Raw genomic sequence first — 15,184 nt, 5'->3', positions numbered from 1 at the left:
AACCGACTACGGGCGGGTGAGGCAGGCCGGCGGGGGAAACCCTGCCGGCCTTTTTTTCGGATCGATTGATCCGAAGCGCACAGATGATCCGCCTGATCGTTAAATTGCGCGGCTTTTCCGGAACGTCATCGCAATGCCCTGCTATTATTGCATGGGGTCGGGACTGGGCTTGGGGAGCCGGGAATTGCAGATATGAACATTGGAAACACGACGCCGGCGGTGAGACACACGCAGGCGTCGGGAACGCTGTCGCCAGAATCCAGGCGCATCATGGATGACGTCGACGCAGCCCGGAATACCGCAAAGTCGGCGCTGACCAATGACCGCTTTCGCGTCATGCTGGAGCAGATCGGCAATCCGCAGTCGTCGGGTGACCTGGTGACGATGAATGAAAGCGCCGACAGCACCGCCCTGGATTTCACGACGGCGCTATCGCGTTACGCTGAAAACAGCGAATAAGTTCGATATCAGGCTCGGCTGCGGCGGCGTTCGCGGCGGGCTTCGCTGGTCTCGGCGGTGTTTTCCGTCGCCACCTTGTTGCGCATCGGACCGATGCGCTCGACGATCCCCGCGACGGTCGGGCGTTCGGATTTGGTGTGCGCGTCGAGCGCCTTGCGCATGGCGGCAAGGTGCTGGAACGACGTGCCGCAGCAGCCACCGATGATCTTCGCGCCGCCATCCACCGCCAGCCGGACATAGTCGGCCATCAGCTCCGGCGTGCCGGAATAATGGATCTCGGTGCCACGAAATTCGGGAATGCCGCAATTGCCCTTGACGATCACCGTCGCTTCCGGCTTCGCCTCGGTCATGTCGAGCAGCGAGGCCAGGATGTCGGAGGCGCCGACACCGCAATTGGCGCCGACACCGAGCGGCGTCTCTGAAAGTCCGTCGACGACGCCGTGGATATCCCTGGGCAGCAGGCCCATCATGGTGCGGCCGGCAGTGTCGAACGAACCGGTATAGGTGTAGGGCAGGCCGACGCGGATGGCGGCCTCCGCCGCGGCGCGGATTTCGTCCGGCGCAGACATGGTCTCGATCCAGGCGACTTCGGCGCCACCTTCCTTGAGACCCTCGATCTGTTCGGCAAAAGCCTCGACCGCTTCGTCATAGGTCATGGCGCCGAGCGGCACCAGCAACTCGCCGGTCGGACCGACCGAGCCGGCGACGATGACTTTCCTGCCGGCCTTGTCGGCGACCGCGCGGGCAATCTCGGCGGCGCGCTTGTTCAGCGCATGCACGCGGTCCTGCGCATGGTGCAGCTTCAGCCGGTGGCGCGTGCCGCCGAACGAGTTGGTGAGAATGATATCGGCGCCAGCGTCGACGAAATTCTGGTGCAGGCTCGTGATGGTGTCGGGCGCTGCCTCGTTCAGCAACTCCGGCGCTTCGCCGGCCTCCAGACCCATGGCGAACAGATTGGTGCCGGTGGCGCCATCGGCGAGCAGCACGCCCTTTTCGGCCAGCAGAGCATCGATGGGATTGTTCGCGGTCATCGGATCGACTTTCAGATATTTGAATGGAATAAGGATATAAAGAAGTCTTTATGTCCAGTCAATGTGTTTGCGACCTGCAATTGCCGCGCGGCGCACCTTTCCGGGGCGTTGGGGATCAGGCAGAACCCGATGGAAATGACGCGCCGGCCAGATTGCGCGCGTAGGCGGCGGCCTCATGCGGGTTGATGTCGGCGGCCCGGATCAGATTGTCGAAATGCTGGGTCAGCGCCTGGACCGGCTGGGTGGCGTTCAGCACGACATACATGTCGCCGACATAGATGGCGGCGCGATAAGGGCCGAAGATGGTCAGCGGGATGGAATAGCGCATGCGGCCGTCATAGAGGAACAGGCGGAAGGTGGGGTAGAGATCGTCAAGCAGCGTCGCCATATGGGCAAGCTGCTGCCGGCGGTCAGCCTCGGGAAAGCGGTCCCAGACGCCCAGGCCGCGGGCGAAAATCTCCAGCGTGTGGCGCGGCATGCAGACTTCCATATCGGTCTCAGGGCGCCGGTTGTACTCGATGCGGTACTGCGTCTCGCTGGCCTGCGCCAGACGGCTGCGGTTGGTGATATTGGCTTCGTAGTCGACCAGCTGGCGTGTGCGCAGGAGATCGGGAATGCCGGCCGGCACATAGCGGATCTTGGTGCCTGCGGCCTCGGCGAACCATTTGGCGAGCAGCGTGCGGTCGAAGCCGTCGGGCGCCTCTTCGATCTCCAGGCTTTCGCGGATTTCGCCGGTGACGCCTTCGTCCTGGGAGAGGCCGAGCAGCCAGTCCAGCGAGATCTTGAATTCGGCGGCGATGTTGAGCAGCGTTTCGGCGCGTGGCAGGCGCGTCGAGGCGCCGGACATCAGTTGCGACAGAGCCGACCGGTCGATGCCGACTGCTGACGCGAAAGCCGACTGGTTGAGATCGGACCTTGTCAGGAGCAGCTTCAGGCGCTCCCGGAAGATTGCCGAAAGGTCCCGTTTGTCCACTGTTCGTTCTCCGCGCTCTCTTAGGAAAAATTTGCGCCCGATCCGTCGGATCAGCACTTCCAGCGTAAATGAATCCGTAGGGTTGTTTACAATGTATAACATCTGCGGTCGAAATCGCGCAATCGCAACATTTTGTACACTTTGTCTCGTTGAGCGGAATTGCTTCTCCTGACACTATGCTGTCAGGAACCAATTCCGGCGACTGAGGGACAGTGGTCGATAGCATGACAGGCAAGCGCATCAAGCGACGCGACGCAGCGGCCATCGAGTGGCCGACCGTGCTCCTCGCTTTCTTCTGTTACGGAATGTGGCTCGCTGCCGGGCTCCTGCTCTGGCCCTCTTATCCGATCCCGGCACTTCTTCTCCTCGGCTTCATCCTGGCCTTGCAGTCGTCGATCATGCACGAAGTGCTGCATGGCCATCCGACGCGCAGCGCGCTCATCAACGAAGCCTTCGTCTTCCTGCCGATCGGCCTGGTCTGGCCGTTCCGTCGCTTCAAGACGCTTCATTTGCGCCACCACGCCGACGAGCGCCTGACCGATCCCCTCGACGATCCCGAGAGCTATTACCAGGCGTTGTGGATGCATGACGATCTGCCGCCGACGATGAAATTCCTGCTCAAGATCAACAACACCATGGCCGGCCGTTTCTTCCTCGGCCCCTGGCTGTCCTGCATCGGTTTCTTCGTCGACGATGCCAAGCATGTGATTGCCGGCGACAAGGTGATCGGCAAGGCATGGCTGCTGCATGCGATCGGCCTCGCCATCGTAGTGCCGATCGTGCAGTTCGGCTTCGGCATTCCCGTATGGCTCTACATTCTGGTGCCGGTCTGGCTCGGCCAGTCGCTGATCGCGGTCCGGACTTTCGCCGAACATCAGTGGTCCGAGCACCCTGAAGGACGCACGGTGATCATCGAGCGCTCGCCGCTGTCGTTCCTGTTCCTCAACAACAATCTGCACTTCGTTCACCACAAGACCCCGACCGTTGCCTGGTACAGGCTGCCAAAACTGTTTGCCGACCGCCGCGACGAGTGGCTGCGGATGAACAATGGCTACGCCTATCCGAACTATTTCGCACTGATCAAAGCCTACGCATTCAAGGCCAAGGAGCCGATCGTGCACCCGGTGCTGCGCCGCCAGCCCGAGCCGGGCAGGGCGTTCAAGCCGCGCATCAGGGCGCGCAGCATCAGCGGGCTTGGCAGCGCGCCGGTTCCGGCCGAGCCGCCGAAGGAATAATCCCCGGACATCCCGGTGTCGGCCAATTCTGATTGGACGCCGCGTTTTTGCGATCCTTTCCCGAGCCATGATGATTGAGTGTCGGCATGAGTGAATTGATTGCGGCATTGCCGATGTATGACTGGCCCGAAGTGCGCGGCGAGGTCGACGCGCAATGGGCAGCGTTGCGCGAGGCTTTTCGGCACAAGGGCGTCGATGCGCCGCAGACAATCGTGCGCCGCAATGGCGACCTGCCGCCGGTGCCGGACGGCATCCACGACGCCCAGGGCAGACTGATCGCGCCCGATCCGGCGACACTGCCGCCGAACGAACTCGACCATCACCAGCTTTGGCTCCATCCGGCGCTGCTGTTCGCGCAGACCTGCTGGGGGCCGATGGAACTTGGCCTGAACAAGCATGTGCAGGTGGTCGGCCAGCCGAGCTACGACGCTTACGAAGGCGGCCAGGGCGAACTCTATTCCAGCGCGCTGGTGATGCGCACGGCCGAGGGATCGGAAGTTCGCTCGCCCGCGGATGGCAAAGCCTTGCTGCCGCTCGATCTGATGCGTGGCAAGCGTTTTACCTACAACAGCCTCGATTCGATGTCGGGCATCATCGCGCTGACGCGCGACCTGCAGGCCGCCGGCGAAAGCCTGGATATCTTTTCCTCGCGCAGCGAAAGCGGTGGCCATCGCCGCTCGATCATCGCGGTCGCCGGGGGCAAGGCGGATATAGCTGCCATCGACTGTGAGAGCTGGGCGCTGGCGCAGCGTTTCGAGCCTGCGGCAAACGCCGTGAAGGTCGTCGGCTGGACGGCAAGGCGCAAAGGCCTGCCCTACATCACCGCCAGGACGACGCCGGAAAAGACGCTCAAGGCTCTGCGCGAGGCGCTTGCCGGATCAGCCGAGCAGCCTCGCATCCAACGGGTAGGTTGAAAGCTGCTCGTTACCGGTCTCGGTGATCAGGATCTGTTCCTCGATCTTGACGCCCTCATGGCCGCCGAGACGGCCGATATAGCTTTCCACGCACAGCACCATTCCCGGCTCCAGCACGCCATCGGGCGTGTCCGGCGTCCAGTCGCTGGCATGTGGCAGGGTTGGATACTCGTCGGCCAACCCGACGCCATGATAGAGCACGCCGTAGCGCGCCGGGAAGCAATCTCCCGGCGGCACCACGGACCGTTCGACCAGGTCGCGGAAGGAAATGCCGGGCTGCATTAGTTGCGTGTTGTGGGCGATCTGGTCGGCGGCCATGCGGAACAGATCGCGCTGCTCGTTCGACGGCTTGGCGTCACCGCACAGCCAGGTGCGCGAGAGATCGGCGCAGAAGCCGTAGGGACCGATCAGGTCGGTGTCGAAGGCGACGAGGTCGCCTGCTTCGATCACGCGCGATGAGCATTCCTGGAACCACGGATTGGTGCGCGGCCCTGAGGCAAGCAGCCGCGTCTCGATCCATTCGCCGCCGCGCGCAATGTTGCCGCGGTGGAGTTCGGCCCACAATTCGTTTTCGGAAATGCCCGGCGTCAGCGCCTTCTCCATTTCACCCATCGCCGCTTCGCAAGCGACGATTGCGCGGCGCATGGCGAGGATCTCGTCCGGCGATTTGATCAGCCGCGCATTTTCCATCACCGCTTCGCCATTGCCGATCGAAATGCCGAGCCGGGCGAGTTCCTCGACGCCTTCCGGGTTGATGTGGTCGACCGCAATGCGGCTGTTGCCGCCGCCATGCTCCTTGACCAGATCGGCGATGCCGGCCGCCCAGCGGCGGACTTTGTGCTCGGTCAGCTCACCGCCATAGAGGTACATCCACGACACTGCCGGCCGCACCTCGTCGACGACGCCGGAATGATCGGACAGATGCTCGCAGGAGAAATAGTCGAACAGCACCACGGGTCCCTCAGTGGCGACGAAGCAGTGGCGGGTCGGATTGTGCGCGACCCACAGCTGCATGTTGGTCGAATCGGTGGCGTAGCGGATGTTGATCGGGTCGTAGAGCAGCGCGCCGGCGTAGTTTCGGCGCCTCAGTTCGGCGCGGAGGCGCTCGAGCCGGTATTTGCGCATCGCGGCAAGATCGGGCGCGGCGATGCCTGCCGTTTGCCATTCGGCTTCAGCCAGCGCGCCATAGCCCAGCAGATGCTGGTTCAGCGACGCCGCCTTCTGGCGCGATGTTTCGCGCAAGGCTTCGACGGAGCCGGGCTCGAACGGCATGATCTTGCGATGACGACCGAACCCTTGTTTCTCCACCCGACGCCTCCTGCCGACTTACTGTGGCGCTGCGCCCGCGGCCGCTTTCTTCAGCCGCGTGACCGTCAGCGTGCGGGTGGGCGGCTCGCTGTCGAACAGCATCGGAACGACCAACTGCTGCGGCGAGCCGTCAGCGACATAGCCGGCCTCGCTCAAGGCCCGCAGGATGCCCTCGGGAGGTTCCTTGTCATTGGCCGTCACGAGCACCGCCGGCTCGATCAGCAAATGGCCGAAGTCCGGCATCTCGTCGTCGAGCACGACCAGATCGGGATCGACAAGACGCAGATTTCCCACCCAGTGCCAGCTTGATATCGCCGTGCGAACCGGACCGTTTGCCGTCAGCTGGCCATAGAGCGACTGGTAGTCGACACGCACGATGCTGCCGCGGCTGTCGCCGCCATTGAGGTGCGTGTACCAGGTCACCGGCAGCACGAGGATGGCAAGCGTTGCGCCTACAAAGACGACGACGTCCTGCACCTTCCTTCCCTTGTCGCCTCTGGCATCCATCCGCAAGGCCAGCGCGACCGGCAGCAACACAAGGATGGGAAGCATCCAGCGATCGCGAAATTGCGTCGTCCCGCTCGCCAGGACGAGCACGATGGTCATCGCCAGGGCAAAAGCGATGGTGCGCCACACCAGTTTCTCGGTCCATGGCGCCGGTTGCAGCGCGGGCGCTGGCTTTTTCCATGCGATGAGCAAAGCCGCGACGAATATGCCGGCCGGCAACACGGCGAAATACAGGATAGCCTTGCCCAGTCCGCGCATTCCGTAGAATGCGGTTTGTATGGCGCTTTCTCCTCTGCCCATGCCGAAGCCGCCGCTGTGCGACAGCAACTGGTCGGTGTAGGTCAGGTTCCAGTAGAGCGTCGGCAGGCAAAGCAGCACCGCCACGACAAGGCTGATCGAAAACCGGCGGTTGAGGATGACGCCGCGCGTTTCGCGCAGCGACAGGGTGGACAGCATCAGCGCGCCGAGAAAGATCGCGTTGTTGTATTTCGACAGGATGGCGGCGGCCATCGCCACGCCAAACAGCACATAGGTGGCCAGCGAACGCCGCTGCACCAGTTCGACGAGCGCAAGAAACAGCACCGCTGAAAAACAGAAAGCGGCGATCGAGTGAGTGAGGGCGTGCTGCATCTCCCACACCATCTGCGGAAACAACAGCAGGCCGAACAATGCGGCGGCGCCAGCGCGGCTGGAATAGCCCAGGCGGCGGACAGCGATGAAAACCGACGCCAGCGCCGCTCCGATCAGCAGGTACTTCACGATCTTGAGCGCGAGGATGTTCGTTCCGACCACGGCGGCGACGAGGCGGGCAAGCCAGGTGTAGAGCGGCGGCTGCGAGCCGCCATAGCCAGCCCAGAGGTAGTGCATGTACATCAGCTGTTCGGAATCGTCGACGCCGACACCGGTTCCCACGACATGGGACAGCAGCGCCATCACCACGATCTGGACGACGCAATAGACCGCGACGCAGACCAGTGCGGCGTTGAAGGGACCGACCTTGCCTTCGCAGAGCCAGTCCGTCCATTTCTCTAGATACTGCAAGGGGATCGTCTTCTCATTGAGGGAAAATGCCTGCGGCCAACTGCCGAAGGCCCCTTACACGATCTCACGCTCCCTGTCGCCTTTTCAGGTCCGCATCTTCTCGCCGCTGGGGTCGAAGGGCGCCTCGACATTGATGCGCGCCGGACGCCGGTGGCCGAGGATCTCGATCTCGAACAGTCCGGCACTTTCGTCCTCGGCGAGTGCCGCCGGCACATAGCCCTGCGCCATCGACTTCTGCACATAGTGCGCATAACCGCCCGAGGTGACCCAGCCGACCACGCGCCAGTCGCGGTCGACGATGCCGCGCACGGCGGAAGCTCCTTCGGCAGCCTTTGAGCCACGCACGTCCTTGCCTGCCGTATCGAAGCGTGGCGCGCCATAGCCATGCGGCTTTTCCACCGTGCCATAGTCCTTGCCGACCTTGGCCCAGATCGGCTCGTCGCCCATGACATCGGCGTCGGCCGCATCGACGATGAAGGAGACACGGCGCAGTTTCGGCCCTTCCGCCTGTTCCTTGGCGGCGGCTTCGCGGCCGATGAAGTCGTTCTTCTCCAGCTTGATGAAACGGTCCATCGCGCCTTCGAACGGGCCGTAGATCGGGCGCAACTCGCGGTACCAGGTCGGGAAGTTCTTCTCCAGGCGCATGGAGAGCAAAGCGCGCATGCCGAAATCGACGAGGCCGAACTCCTCGCCGGCGTCCTTGATCGCCTTGTAGACCAGACGCTCATAGGCCGGCGCCATCCAGATTTCATAGCCGAGATCGCCGGTATAGGTGATGCGGTTGACCATGCAGGGCGCGCCGCCGACCGCCATTTCGCGGAAATCCATGAAGCGAAACGCCTTGGTCGAGATGTCGACATCGACCAGCTTCTGCAAGAGGTCGCGCGATTTCGGACCGGCGATCGACAGGCCGACGAGCGTCTGATCGAAGCGGTGGATGCGCACCGAACCATCCTTCGGCAGATGCTTCTCGAACCAGCGCATGTGGTACTTCTGCGCGGCGGACGAACCCCAGATCATAAATCTGTCTTCGCCTGCCTTGGCGATGGTGAAGTCGCCGATCAGCTTGCCGAATTCGTTGATCATCGGCGTCAGCACGATGCGGCCGATCTTCGGCATGCGGTTGGTCATCAGCCGGTTGAGGAAATCCTCAGCCGCAGGTCCCGACACTTCGTATTTGGCGAAGTTGGCGATTTCGGTGACGCCGACGCGTTCGCGCGTGGCGCGCACTTCCTCGCCGATAGGACCGAAATCGTTTGAGCGGTGGAAGGAGACGACGTCCTTCGGCTCCTTGCCCTTCGGCGCGAACCACAGCGGGGTCTCCAGGCCCCAGCTATCGCCCATGACGGCGTTGTTGGCGAGCATCGTGTCATAGAGCGGGGTGGTTTGTGCAGGGCGCGCAGCCGGCAGCTCTTCATTGGGGAAGCGGATGGAGAAGCGGCGCGAATAGTTTTCGCGCACCTTTGCGTTGGTGTAGCGCAGGCCGGCCCACTCGCCGAAGCGGGCGACATCCATGCCCCAGACGTCGAAGCCGGGATCGCCATGCACCATCCAGTTGGACAGCGCGAGGCCGACGCCGCCGCCCTGGCTGAAGCCGGCCATGACGGCGCAGGCGCACCAGAAATTGGTCAGGCCCTGCACCGGCCCGACCAGCGGATTTCCGTCGAGCGCGAAGGTGAAGGGGCCGTTGATGATCTGCTTGATGCCGGCTTTCTCGATGCCGGGGAAATGCTTGAAGCCGATCTCCAGCGACGGCGCGATGCGGTCGAGGTCGGGCGGCAGCAGTTCATGGCCGAAATCCCACGGCGTGTTGACCGGCGACCATGGCTTGCAGGCCTTTTCATAGGTGCCGAGCAGGATGCCGTTGCGCTCTTGTCGGGTGTAGATCTCGCCCTTGAAGTCAAGCACGCCGATCATCTCGCGGCCGGTCGATTTGTTGAACTCTTCGACCTCGGGCATCGGCTCGGTGAGCAGGTACATGTGCTCCATGGCCAGCACCGGCAGTTCGACGCCGACCATGCGGCCGATCTCGCGCGCCCACAGGCCGCCGCAGTTGACGACATGCTCGGCGTGGACGGTGCCCTGTTCGGTGACGACGTTCCAGGTGCCGTCAACTTCCTGCGTCAGTTCGACGACGCGGTTGCGCAGCACGATCTCGGCGCCCAGCTTCTTGGCCGCTTTGGAGTAGGCGATCGTCGTGCCGGAGGGATCGAGATGGCCTTCGACCGGATCCCACATGGCGCCGACGAAATTGGTCTCGTCCATCAGCGGGAACATCGCCTTGGCTTCGGAGGGCGTGATCAGTTCGGTGTCCATGCCGAGATAGCGGCCCTTGGCGTGGGCCAGGCGCAGAAAATCCATGCGCTCGGGCGTATCGGCCATCATCACGCCGCCGGTCAGATGCAGCGAGCAGGACTGGCCGGAGATTTCCTCGATCTCCTTGTAGAGCTGCACCGTATAGGCCTGCAGCTTGGCGACGTTGGGATCGCCGTTCAGCGTGTGGAAGCCGCCGGCTGCGTGCCAGGACGAGCCGGAGGTGAGCTCGGACCGCTCGATCAGCATGATGTCGGTCCAGCCGGCCTTGGCCAGGTGATAGAGCACCGAGCAGCCAACGACGCCGCCGCCAATGACAACCGCTTTTACATGAGATTTCATGAGAGATAGGTCCGTTTTTTAAGAGATTGAATCGAATGGGCGGGGCGTGAAAACAAAGCGGAGGTCGGCCGCAGCGACGTTCTCGGCCAACCTGCCATCAAGCGCGGCAAGGATGGTTTCGCAGACGGAAGTGCGATGGTTCAGGACGTCATGGTTCCAAACACGCAGGATCGAATAGCCTTGCGCGCGCATGAAATCGTCACGGCGACAGTCATAGGAGCTGCCGGCGTGTTGATGGCCGTCGATTTCCACGACAAGCCATTTTTCGCGGCAGGCGAAGTCTGCAAAGTATGGTCGGATAGAGAACTGTCGCGTGAATTTGTAGCCGCCAAGTTTGCGGGCTTTCAACTCAAGCCAAAGCAGAGCTTCGGCCTGATTGTCACCTTGTCTAAGTTTTCTGGCTCGCAGGGTAGTGCCATTGTTGCGGCGACTGCGGGTTTGACCAGCGCCTTCCCCCACTCCGTCGCCGCTTCCCGGCGCCACCTCTCCCCCCTCCGGAGGGAGAGGAAGGGAGCCAGCCCGCATAACTTCGCGCCTTTCCTCTCCCCCGTCGATCGGGGGAGAGGTGTCGAGCGCCGCTCGACGGAGTGGGGGTCGACTGTTCATCAGATCCATACGAATAATCAGTTCATCAACAACATTGATCAAAAATCGGTCGGCGCGCCGCCTTCGGACGTGCGCTTTTCGACGAAGTCGTTGAGCTCTTCGCGGATCGCCGGGTCCATATAAGGTTCCTCGTAGGATGCCAGCCGCTCCTTCCAGACCTTGTTGGCCTTTTCCAGCGCGGTCGGCGATCCGGCTTCGGCCCAGGTCTCGAAATTGCGCCAGTCGGAGAGGATGGGCGAGTAGAAGGCTGTCTTGTAGCGGTCCTGCGTGTGCTGGGTGCCGAAGAAATGGCCGCCGGGGCCGACCGACTGGATGGCGTCGAAGCCGAGCGCTTCGTCGGACAGGTCGAGCGGGGTGAGGAACTCGGCCACCATCTGCAACAGGTCGATGTCCAGGATGGTCTTCTCGTAGGAACAGCGCAGGCCGCCTTCGAGCCAGCCGGCGCCGTGCATCATCAGATTGCCGCCGCCCTGGATGGCGCCCCACAGCGAGAACACGCTTTCATAGGCTGCCTGCGCGTCGACGGTGTTGGCGGCGCAGGTATTGGAGGTGCGGTAGGGGATCTTGTAACGGCGGGCAAGCTGGCCGCCGACAAGCTGCGCCTTCATATATTCAGGCGTGCCGAAGGCCGGCGAGCCTGACTTCATGTCGACATTCGAGGTGAAGCCGCCATAGCCAACCGGCGCGCCCTTTCTCACCATCTGGGCAAAGGCGATGCCGGACAGCGCCTCGGCATTTTGCTGCACCAGCGCACCGGCGATGGTCACCGGCGCCATCGCGCCGGACAGAGTGAAGGGCGTGATGACGACGACCTGACCCTTGCTCGACATCTGGATGATGCCTTCCATCATCGGCACATCCAGTTTCAGCGGCGAGTTGGTGTTGATGATGGTGAAGACGGACGGCTCTTCGAGCATCTGCTCATGGCTGATGCCGCGGGCGATCCTGGCGATCTCGATGCCGTCGACATTGCGCTCCTTGCCGAGCGAATAGATGTGGAACACCTTGTCGGTCAGCGTGGCGAGGTCGCGGATGCATTCGAGGTGGCGCACCGACGGGTGGATGTCGGTCGGCTCGACCGGATAGCCGCCGGTGCAGTTCAGGATGTTGTGCATCTGTGCCAGGCGCAGGAAGTTGCGGTAGTCCTGCTGGTTGCCCGGACGGCGGCCGCGATCGAGGTCGGAGCAGTTCGGTGCCGACGCCATCATCGACAGGATCACATTGTTGCCGCCGAAGCGCGCATTGTGCGCCGGGTTGCGGGCATGGAGCGTGAATTCCGACGGGCAGTTGGAGATGAGATCGAGGATCATGTCGCTGTCGAAGCGCACGCGCTCGCTGCCCTCGCGGACATCAGCGCCATTTTCCTTCATGATGCGGCGCGCTTCGTCATGCAGTACGTCGACGCCTATTTCCCTCAAGACGCGCAGCGAGGCGAGGTGGATCGATTCCAGCTCGTCGTCAGAGACCAGCTTGGTCGGCGTTAGCGGATTTCTCAGTTGCCGAAAAGCCGGCTGTTCGAAGGCGGCCGAGCCGCCGGCGCGCTTGCCCGCACGGCCACCGCGACGGGCACGGTCGGTTGCCAAAGGCGGTTCGGCTGGATGCAGGGCGGCGGTCATGATGGTCCTCGTACGATGCTGGTAGCGGGCGGCATAATGGACCGGCGGCTGTCCGACCATTGCGGAGGCGGCGACCACTAGGACGAGGGAAGCGACATGCCCGAACGGCAGTCCGATAGCTGACAACATTGCCGGGGATTGGCGGACAGGACGCGCCCACTGCGGCTCTTGGCGCAAGGGGATTTCAGGCGCGGCCCTTCCTTTCCCTAAATCGAACCCCTAGCTCAGTGGTTTGCCGCTGGATGGGCCGGCAATTCATGTGGAAGGCATCATGGCTGCGACCGGTTCGAGCGATGGCGAAGCAGGGACGCAATGGGCAGCGCTTGCCGGCGTAACTGCCGCCCTCGCGATGTTCGGTGCGGCGCAAGGGCTGAGCTCGCCGCTGTTTACGCTGCTGATGCAGAAGCAAGGCATGTCGCCGGCGCTGATCGGCTTGTCGGCAGCGATGATGCCGCTTGGTCTGATCCTTTCGGCCTCGTTCGTGCCGGCAGCCGTTCGGCTGGTCGGCGCGCGCAACCTGGCTGTGGGTTGCTCATTGATTGGGGCGCTGTGCTTCCTCGGCATCGGCTACCTGCAGGACTGGGTGGGCTGGTTCGTCATCCGCTTCATCATCGGTATCGTCATCAACCCGCTCTATATACTGGGCGAAGTATGGGCGCTGTCGCTGGCGCCGCCGTCGCGCCGCGGCAGGGTGATGGGGGCATTCAACACCGTGCTGGGCGCTGGCTATGCTGCGGGGCCTTTGGTCCTGACCGCGGTAGGGATATCGGGCTGGGTTCCTTTCCTGGTCGGCATGGCCGGCTTCATCCTGTGCGCCGCGATCCTTCGTGCTGTTTCGTCAAGCCTCGCCGGCTTCGAGGATGACTGCCAATTGCCCGGCGGCTTTTTCGGTTTCGCCAGGCTGGCGCCGGCGCTGTTGTTTGCCGTGCTGGTTTCGGCGGCGGTCCAGCAGGGCACCTACGCTTTGATGCCGGTCTTCGGTGCCGCCTATGGCCTGCCCGAAAGGACGCTGGCGGCCCTGGTGATGGCACTGTCGCTGGGAAACATCTTCCTGCAAATCCCGCTCGGCCTGCTGGCCGAGCGTTTCGGCGGGCGGGCGATGATCATCTTCTGTGCGTTGGCGACAACGACCTGCGCGGTTTTGCTGCCGTTGCTGATCACGACGCCGGCGATCTGGCTCGTCCTTCTCGTCATGGGCGCTGTCGGCTACGGCGTCTACACCATGGCGCTGGTGGAGCTCGGCAGCCGCTTCAGGGGAACCGTGCTGGTCGCCGGCAACGCCGCCTTCGCATTGATGTGGGGCGCCGGCGGCATTGTCGGCCCGCCTGGCGCCGGTGCCTTGATGCAGACCATCGGTCCGCTCGGTCTGCCGGTGGTGATCGCCGGCCTCGACGCGCTGCTGGTGAGCTTCGCGCTCTATCGATCGTTCAAGCGCCAAAACTCCTGACGGCCCAAAACTCCTGACAGGCCAAAAACTCCTGACAGGCCCAAAAACTCCTGACAGGCCTTGTCTGGAGCAAACGGTTTTTCCCAGGACGGGGGTTACCCGCGTCGGACAGAAAAGCTAGTCCTGAACCTGGTTTAGGTGCCAATGATGAACCTGGCGGAAGCTGACAACGAGAAGATGCAGTGGGCGGCGATCAGCGGCGTGATCGCGACCGTCTCGGTGTTCGCCATCGCGCAAGGCCTGTCCTATCCGCTGCTGAGCTTCATCCTGCAACGCCAAGGCGTTTCGCCGGCCATCATCGGGCTCTCGGCGGCAATGACGCCGATCGGCTTCATTGTCTCGTCGCCGCTGATCCCGGCACTGGCGCGCCGGTTCGGGGCAGGGCGCACCGCGCTTACCTGCGCGGCGCTTTCGGCTATTGTGCTTGCGCTGATCGGCTGGACGCAGAATGTCTATCTGTGGTTTCCTCTGCGCTTCTTGATCGGGGTGGTGACCAATCCGCTCTATGTCTTGAGCGAAATCTGGGTCATTGCACTGGCGCCGCCATCGCGCCGCGGTCGCGTCATGGGTGTCTATTCAACCATCATCTCGGCCGGCTTCGCTGCCGGGCCGCTCTGCCTGCTCGCTGTCGGCACCGTGGGATGGCCGCCATTCCTGGTGGGGATCGCCGCCTTCATCTTCTGCGGCGCCTGCCTGGCGCTGGTGCTGCCGCGACTGCCGAAGGTCGACGAAGCCGGGCACAGGGTTTCGGTCATGGGCTTCGTGCCACTGGCATGGCTACTGCTGTCGGCGGTGGTCGTTGCCGCCGGTTTCGAACAGGGCGTGCTGGCGCTGCTGCCGGTCTACAGCACGCACTATGGCATCGCGGAAGCGCGCATGTCGGCGCTGCTGTCGGTGATGATCGCAGGCAACATCGCCATGCAGGTGCCGCTCGGCTTGCTGGCGGAACGGCTGACGGCGCGGCTGGTGCGATTCATCTGCGTCGTGGTGACGGTGCTGGGCTGCGCCCTGTTGCCGCTGCTCATCGAGACGCCGCTGATCTGGCCTTGCGTCTTTATCTGGGGCGCGGTCTCCTATGGCATCTACACCATGTCGATCATCGAGCTCGGCGACCGCTTTACCGGCTCGGCGCTGGTCGCCGGCAATGCCGCCTTCTCCCTGATGTGGGGCGTCGGCGGCATCGTGGTGCCGCCGCTGGCGGGTGGCGTCATGGATGTGATCGGCGCCTCCGGCCTGCCGATCACGCTGGGCACGATTTGTCTGGCACTGGCTGTGGCCACGGTCCTGCGCCGGCGGATGGTTTGAGGCCGCATTCCCCCGATGACCTGACGTACCATCTTGAATAAAACCGCTTGCAACGCGATGTAGGCAGGGCTGCCCGCCACTAGCCTG

The 15,184-nt window shown here is 63.1% G+C and carries 12 protein-coding genes; 5 read left to right on the top strand and 7 right to left on the bottom strand.

Annotated features, from left to right (window positions below):
* Window positions 1-192 precede the first annotated feature (192 nt).
* A complete protein-coding gene (locus NKI46_RS10505; RefSeq protein ID WP_023724232.1) occupies window positions 193-459 on the top strand; it encodes a hypothetical protein in 267 nt (88 codons plus the stop codon).
* An 8-nt stretch (window positions 460-467) separates the two neighbouring features.
* Here the strand turns inward: NKI46_RS10505 and bmt are convergent, their stop codons facing one another.
* Together bmt and NKI46_RS10495 are read right to left on the bottom strand one after the other, a co-directional pair.
* Window positions 468-1,490 carry a betaine--homocysteine S-methyltransferase gene (bmt, locus tag NKI46_RS10500; protein ID WP_023733760.1) on the bottom strand — a complete coding sequence of 341 codons (1,023 nt, stop codon included), beginning with the start codon at window positions 1,488-1,490 and terminating at the stop codon, window positions 468-470.
* Between the two features lie 115 nt (window positions 1,491-1,605).
* A complete protein-coding gene (locus NKI46_RS10495) occupies window positions 1,606-2,463 on the bottom strand; it encodes a helix-turn-helix domain-containing protein (protein WP_023681768.1) in 858 nt (285 codons plus the stop codon).
* A gap of 224 nt (window positions 2,464-2,687) precedes the next feature.
* Between NKI46_RS10495 and NKI46_RS10490 the strand changes: the two genes are divergently transcribed.
* Window positions 2,688-3,698, top strand: a complete 1,011-nt coding sequence (locus tag NKI46_RS10490) for a fatty acid desaturase (RefSeq protein WP_352460711.1) — start codon at window positions 2,688-2,690, stop codon at window positions 3,696-3,698.
* 86 nt (window positions 3,699-3,784) lie between these two features.
* Window positions 3,785-4,612 carry a phosphate/phosphite/phosphonate ABC transporter substrate-binding protein gene (locus tag NKI46_RS10485; RefSeq protein ID WP_352460710.1) on the top strand — a complete coding sequence of 276 codons (828 nt, stop codon included), beginning with the start codon at window positions 3,785-3,787 and terminating at the stop codon, window positions 4,610-4,612.
* Here the strand turns inward: NKI46_RS10485 and NKI46_RS10480 are convergent.
* From NKI46_RS10480 to NKI46_RS10460, 5 genes are all read right to left on the bottom strand, one after another.
* Window positions 4,577-5,884 (bottom strand): M24 family metallopeptidase, encoded by a 1,308-nt coding sequence (locus NKI46_RS10480; RefSeq protein ID WP_352460734.1) that lies wholly within the window; start codon window positions 5,882-5,884, stop codon window positions 4,577-4,579. The genes NKI46_RS10485 and NKI46_RS10480 overlap by 36 nt on opposite strands.
* 54 nt (window positions 5,885-5,938) lie before the next feature.
* The gene (locus tag NKI46_RS10475) at window positions 5,939-7,468 is read right to left on the bottom strand and encodes an ArnT family glycosyltransferase (protein WP_352460709.1); all 1,530 of its coding nucleotides are present in this window, start codon (window positions 7,466-7,468) and stop codon (window positions 5,939-5,941) included.
* 84 nt (window positions 7,469-7,552) lie between these two features.
* Window positions 7,553-10,123, bottom strand: coding sequence for a GcvT family protein (locus NKI46_RS10470; RefSeq protein WP_023739084.1), 2,571 nt, complete (start codon window positions 10,121-10,123; stop codon window positions 7,553-7,555).
* 18 nt (window positions 10,124-10,141) lie between these two features.
* The gene (locus tag NKI46_RS10465; RefSeq protein WP_156929759.1) at window positions 10,142-10,606 is read right to left on the bottom strand and encodes an endonuclease domain-containing protein; all 465 of its coding nucleotides are present in this window, start codon (window positions 10,604-10,606) and stop codon (window positions 10,142-10,144) included.
* A gap of 161 nt (window positions 10,607-10,767) precedes the next feature.
* Entirely contained in the window at window positions 10,768-12,345 is a 1,578-nt protein-coding gene (locus tag NKI46_RS10460) for a trimethylamine methyltransferase family protein (RefSeq protein WP_023739082.1), read from the bottom strand.
* Window positions 12,346-12,616: 271 nt separating this feature from the next.
* Between NKI46_RS10460 and NKI46_RS10455 the strand changes: the two genes are divergently transcribed.
* Together NKI46_RS10455 and NKI46_RS10450 are read left to right on the top strand one after the other, a co-directional pair.
* Window positions 12,617-13,792, top strand: coding sequence for an MFS transporter (locus tag NKI46_RS10455; protein ID WP_023739081.1), 1,176 nt, complete (start codon window positions 12,617-12,619; stop codon window positions 13,790-13,792).
* Between the two features lie 147 nt (window positions 13,793-13,939).
* Complete coding sequence (locus NKI46_RS10450; protein WP_352746066.1) at window positions 13,940-15,097, top strand: MFS transporter; 1,158 nt, start codon at window positions 13,940-13,942, stop codon at window positions 15,095-15,097.
* The last annotated feature ends 87 nt before the right edge of the window (window positions 15,098-15,184 follow it).

The organism is Mesorhizobium sp. M0615 (genome assembly GCF_040320805.1).
In the GTDB taxonomy this organism is placed as follows: Bacteria; Pseudomonadota; Alphaproteobacteria; order Rhizobiales; family Rhizobiaceae; genus Mesorhizobium.
The sequence above is the reverse complement of the archived record's forward strand: the minus strand, read 5'-3'. Positions and strand labels throughout refer to the sequence as shown.

What these genes read in the sequence shown, in the direction of transcription:
- NKI46_RS10485 (WP_352460710.1), top strand. Translation starts at nt 3,785, where the DNA reads ATGAGTGAATTGATTGCGGCATTGCCGATGTATGACTGGCCCGAAGTG.
- NKI46_RS10450 (WP_352746066.1), top strand. Translation starts at nt 13,940, where the DNA reads ATGAACCTGGCGGAAGCTGACAACGAGAAGATGCAGTGGGCGGCGATC.
- NKI46_RS10505 (WP_023724232.1), top strand. Translation starts at nt 193, where the DNA reads ATGAACATTGGAAACACGACGCCGGCGGTGAGACACACGCAGGCGTCG.
- bmt (WP_023733760.1), bottom strand. Translation starts at nt 1,490, where the DNA reads ATGACCGCGAACAATCCCATCGATGCTCTGCTGGCCGAAAAGGGCGTG.
- NKI46_RS10460 (WP_023739082.1), bottom strand. Translation starts at nt 12,345, where the DNA reads ATGACCGCCGCCCTGCATCCAGCCGAACCGCCTTTGGCAACCGACCGT.
- NKI46_RS10470 (WP_023739084.1), bottom strand. Translation starts at nt 10,123, where the DNA reads ATGAAATCTCATGTAAAAGCGGTTGTCATTGGCGGCGGCGTCGTTGGC.
- NKI46_RS10455 (WP_023739081.1), top strand. Translation starts at nt 12,617, where the DNA reads ATGGCTGCGACCGGTTCGAGCGATGGCGAAGCAGGGACGCAATGGGCA.
- NKI46_RS10490 (WP_352460711.1), top strand. Translation starts at nt 2,688, where the DNA reads ATGACAGGCAAGCGCATCAAGCGACGCGACGCAGCGGCCATCGAGTGG.
- NKI46_RS10480 (WP_352460734.1), bottom strand. Translation starts at nt 5,884, where the DNA reads ATGCCGTTCGAGCCCGGCTCCGTCGAAGCCTTGCGCGAAACATCGCGC.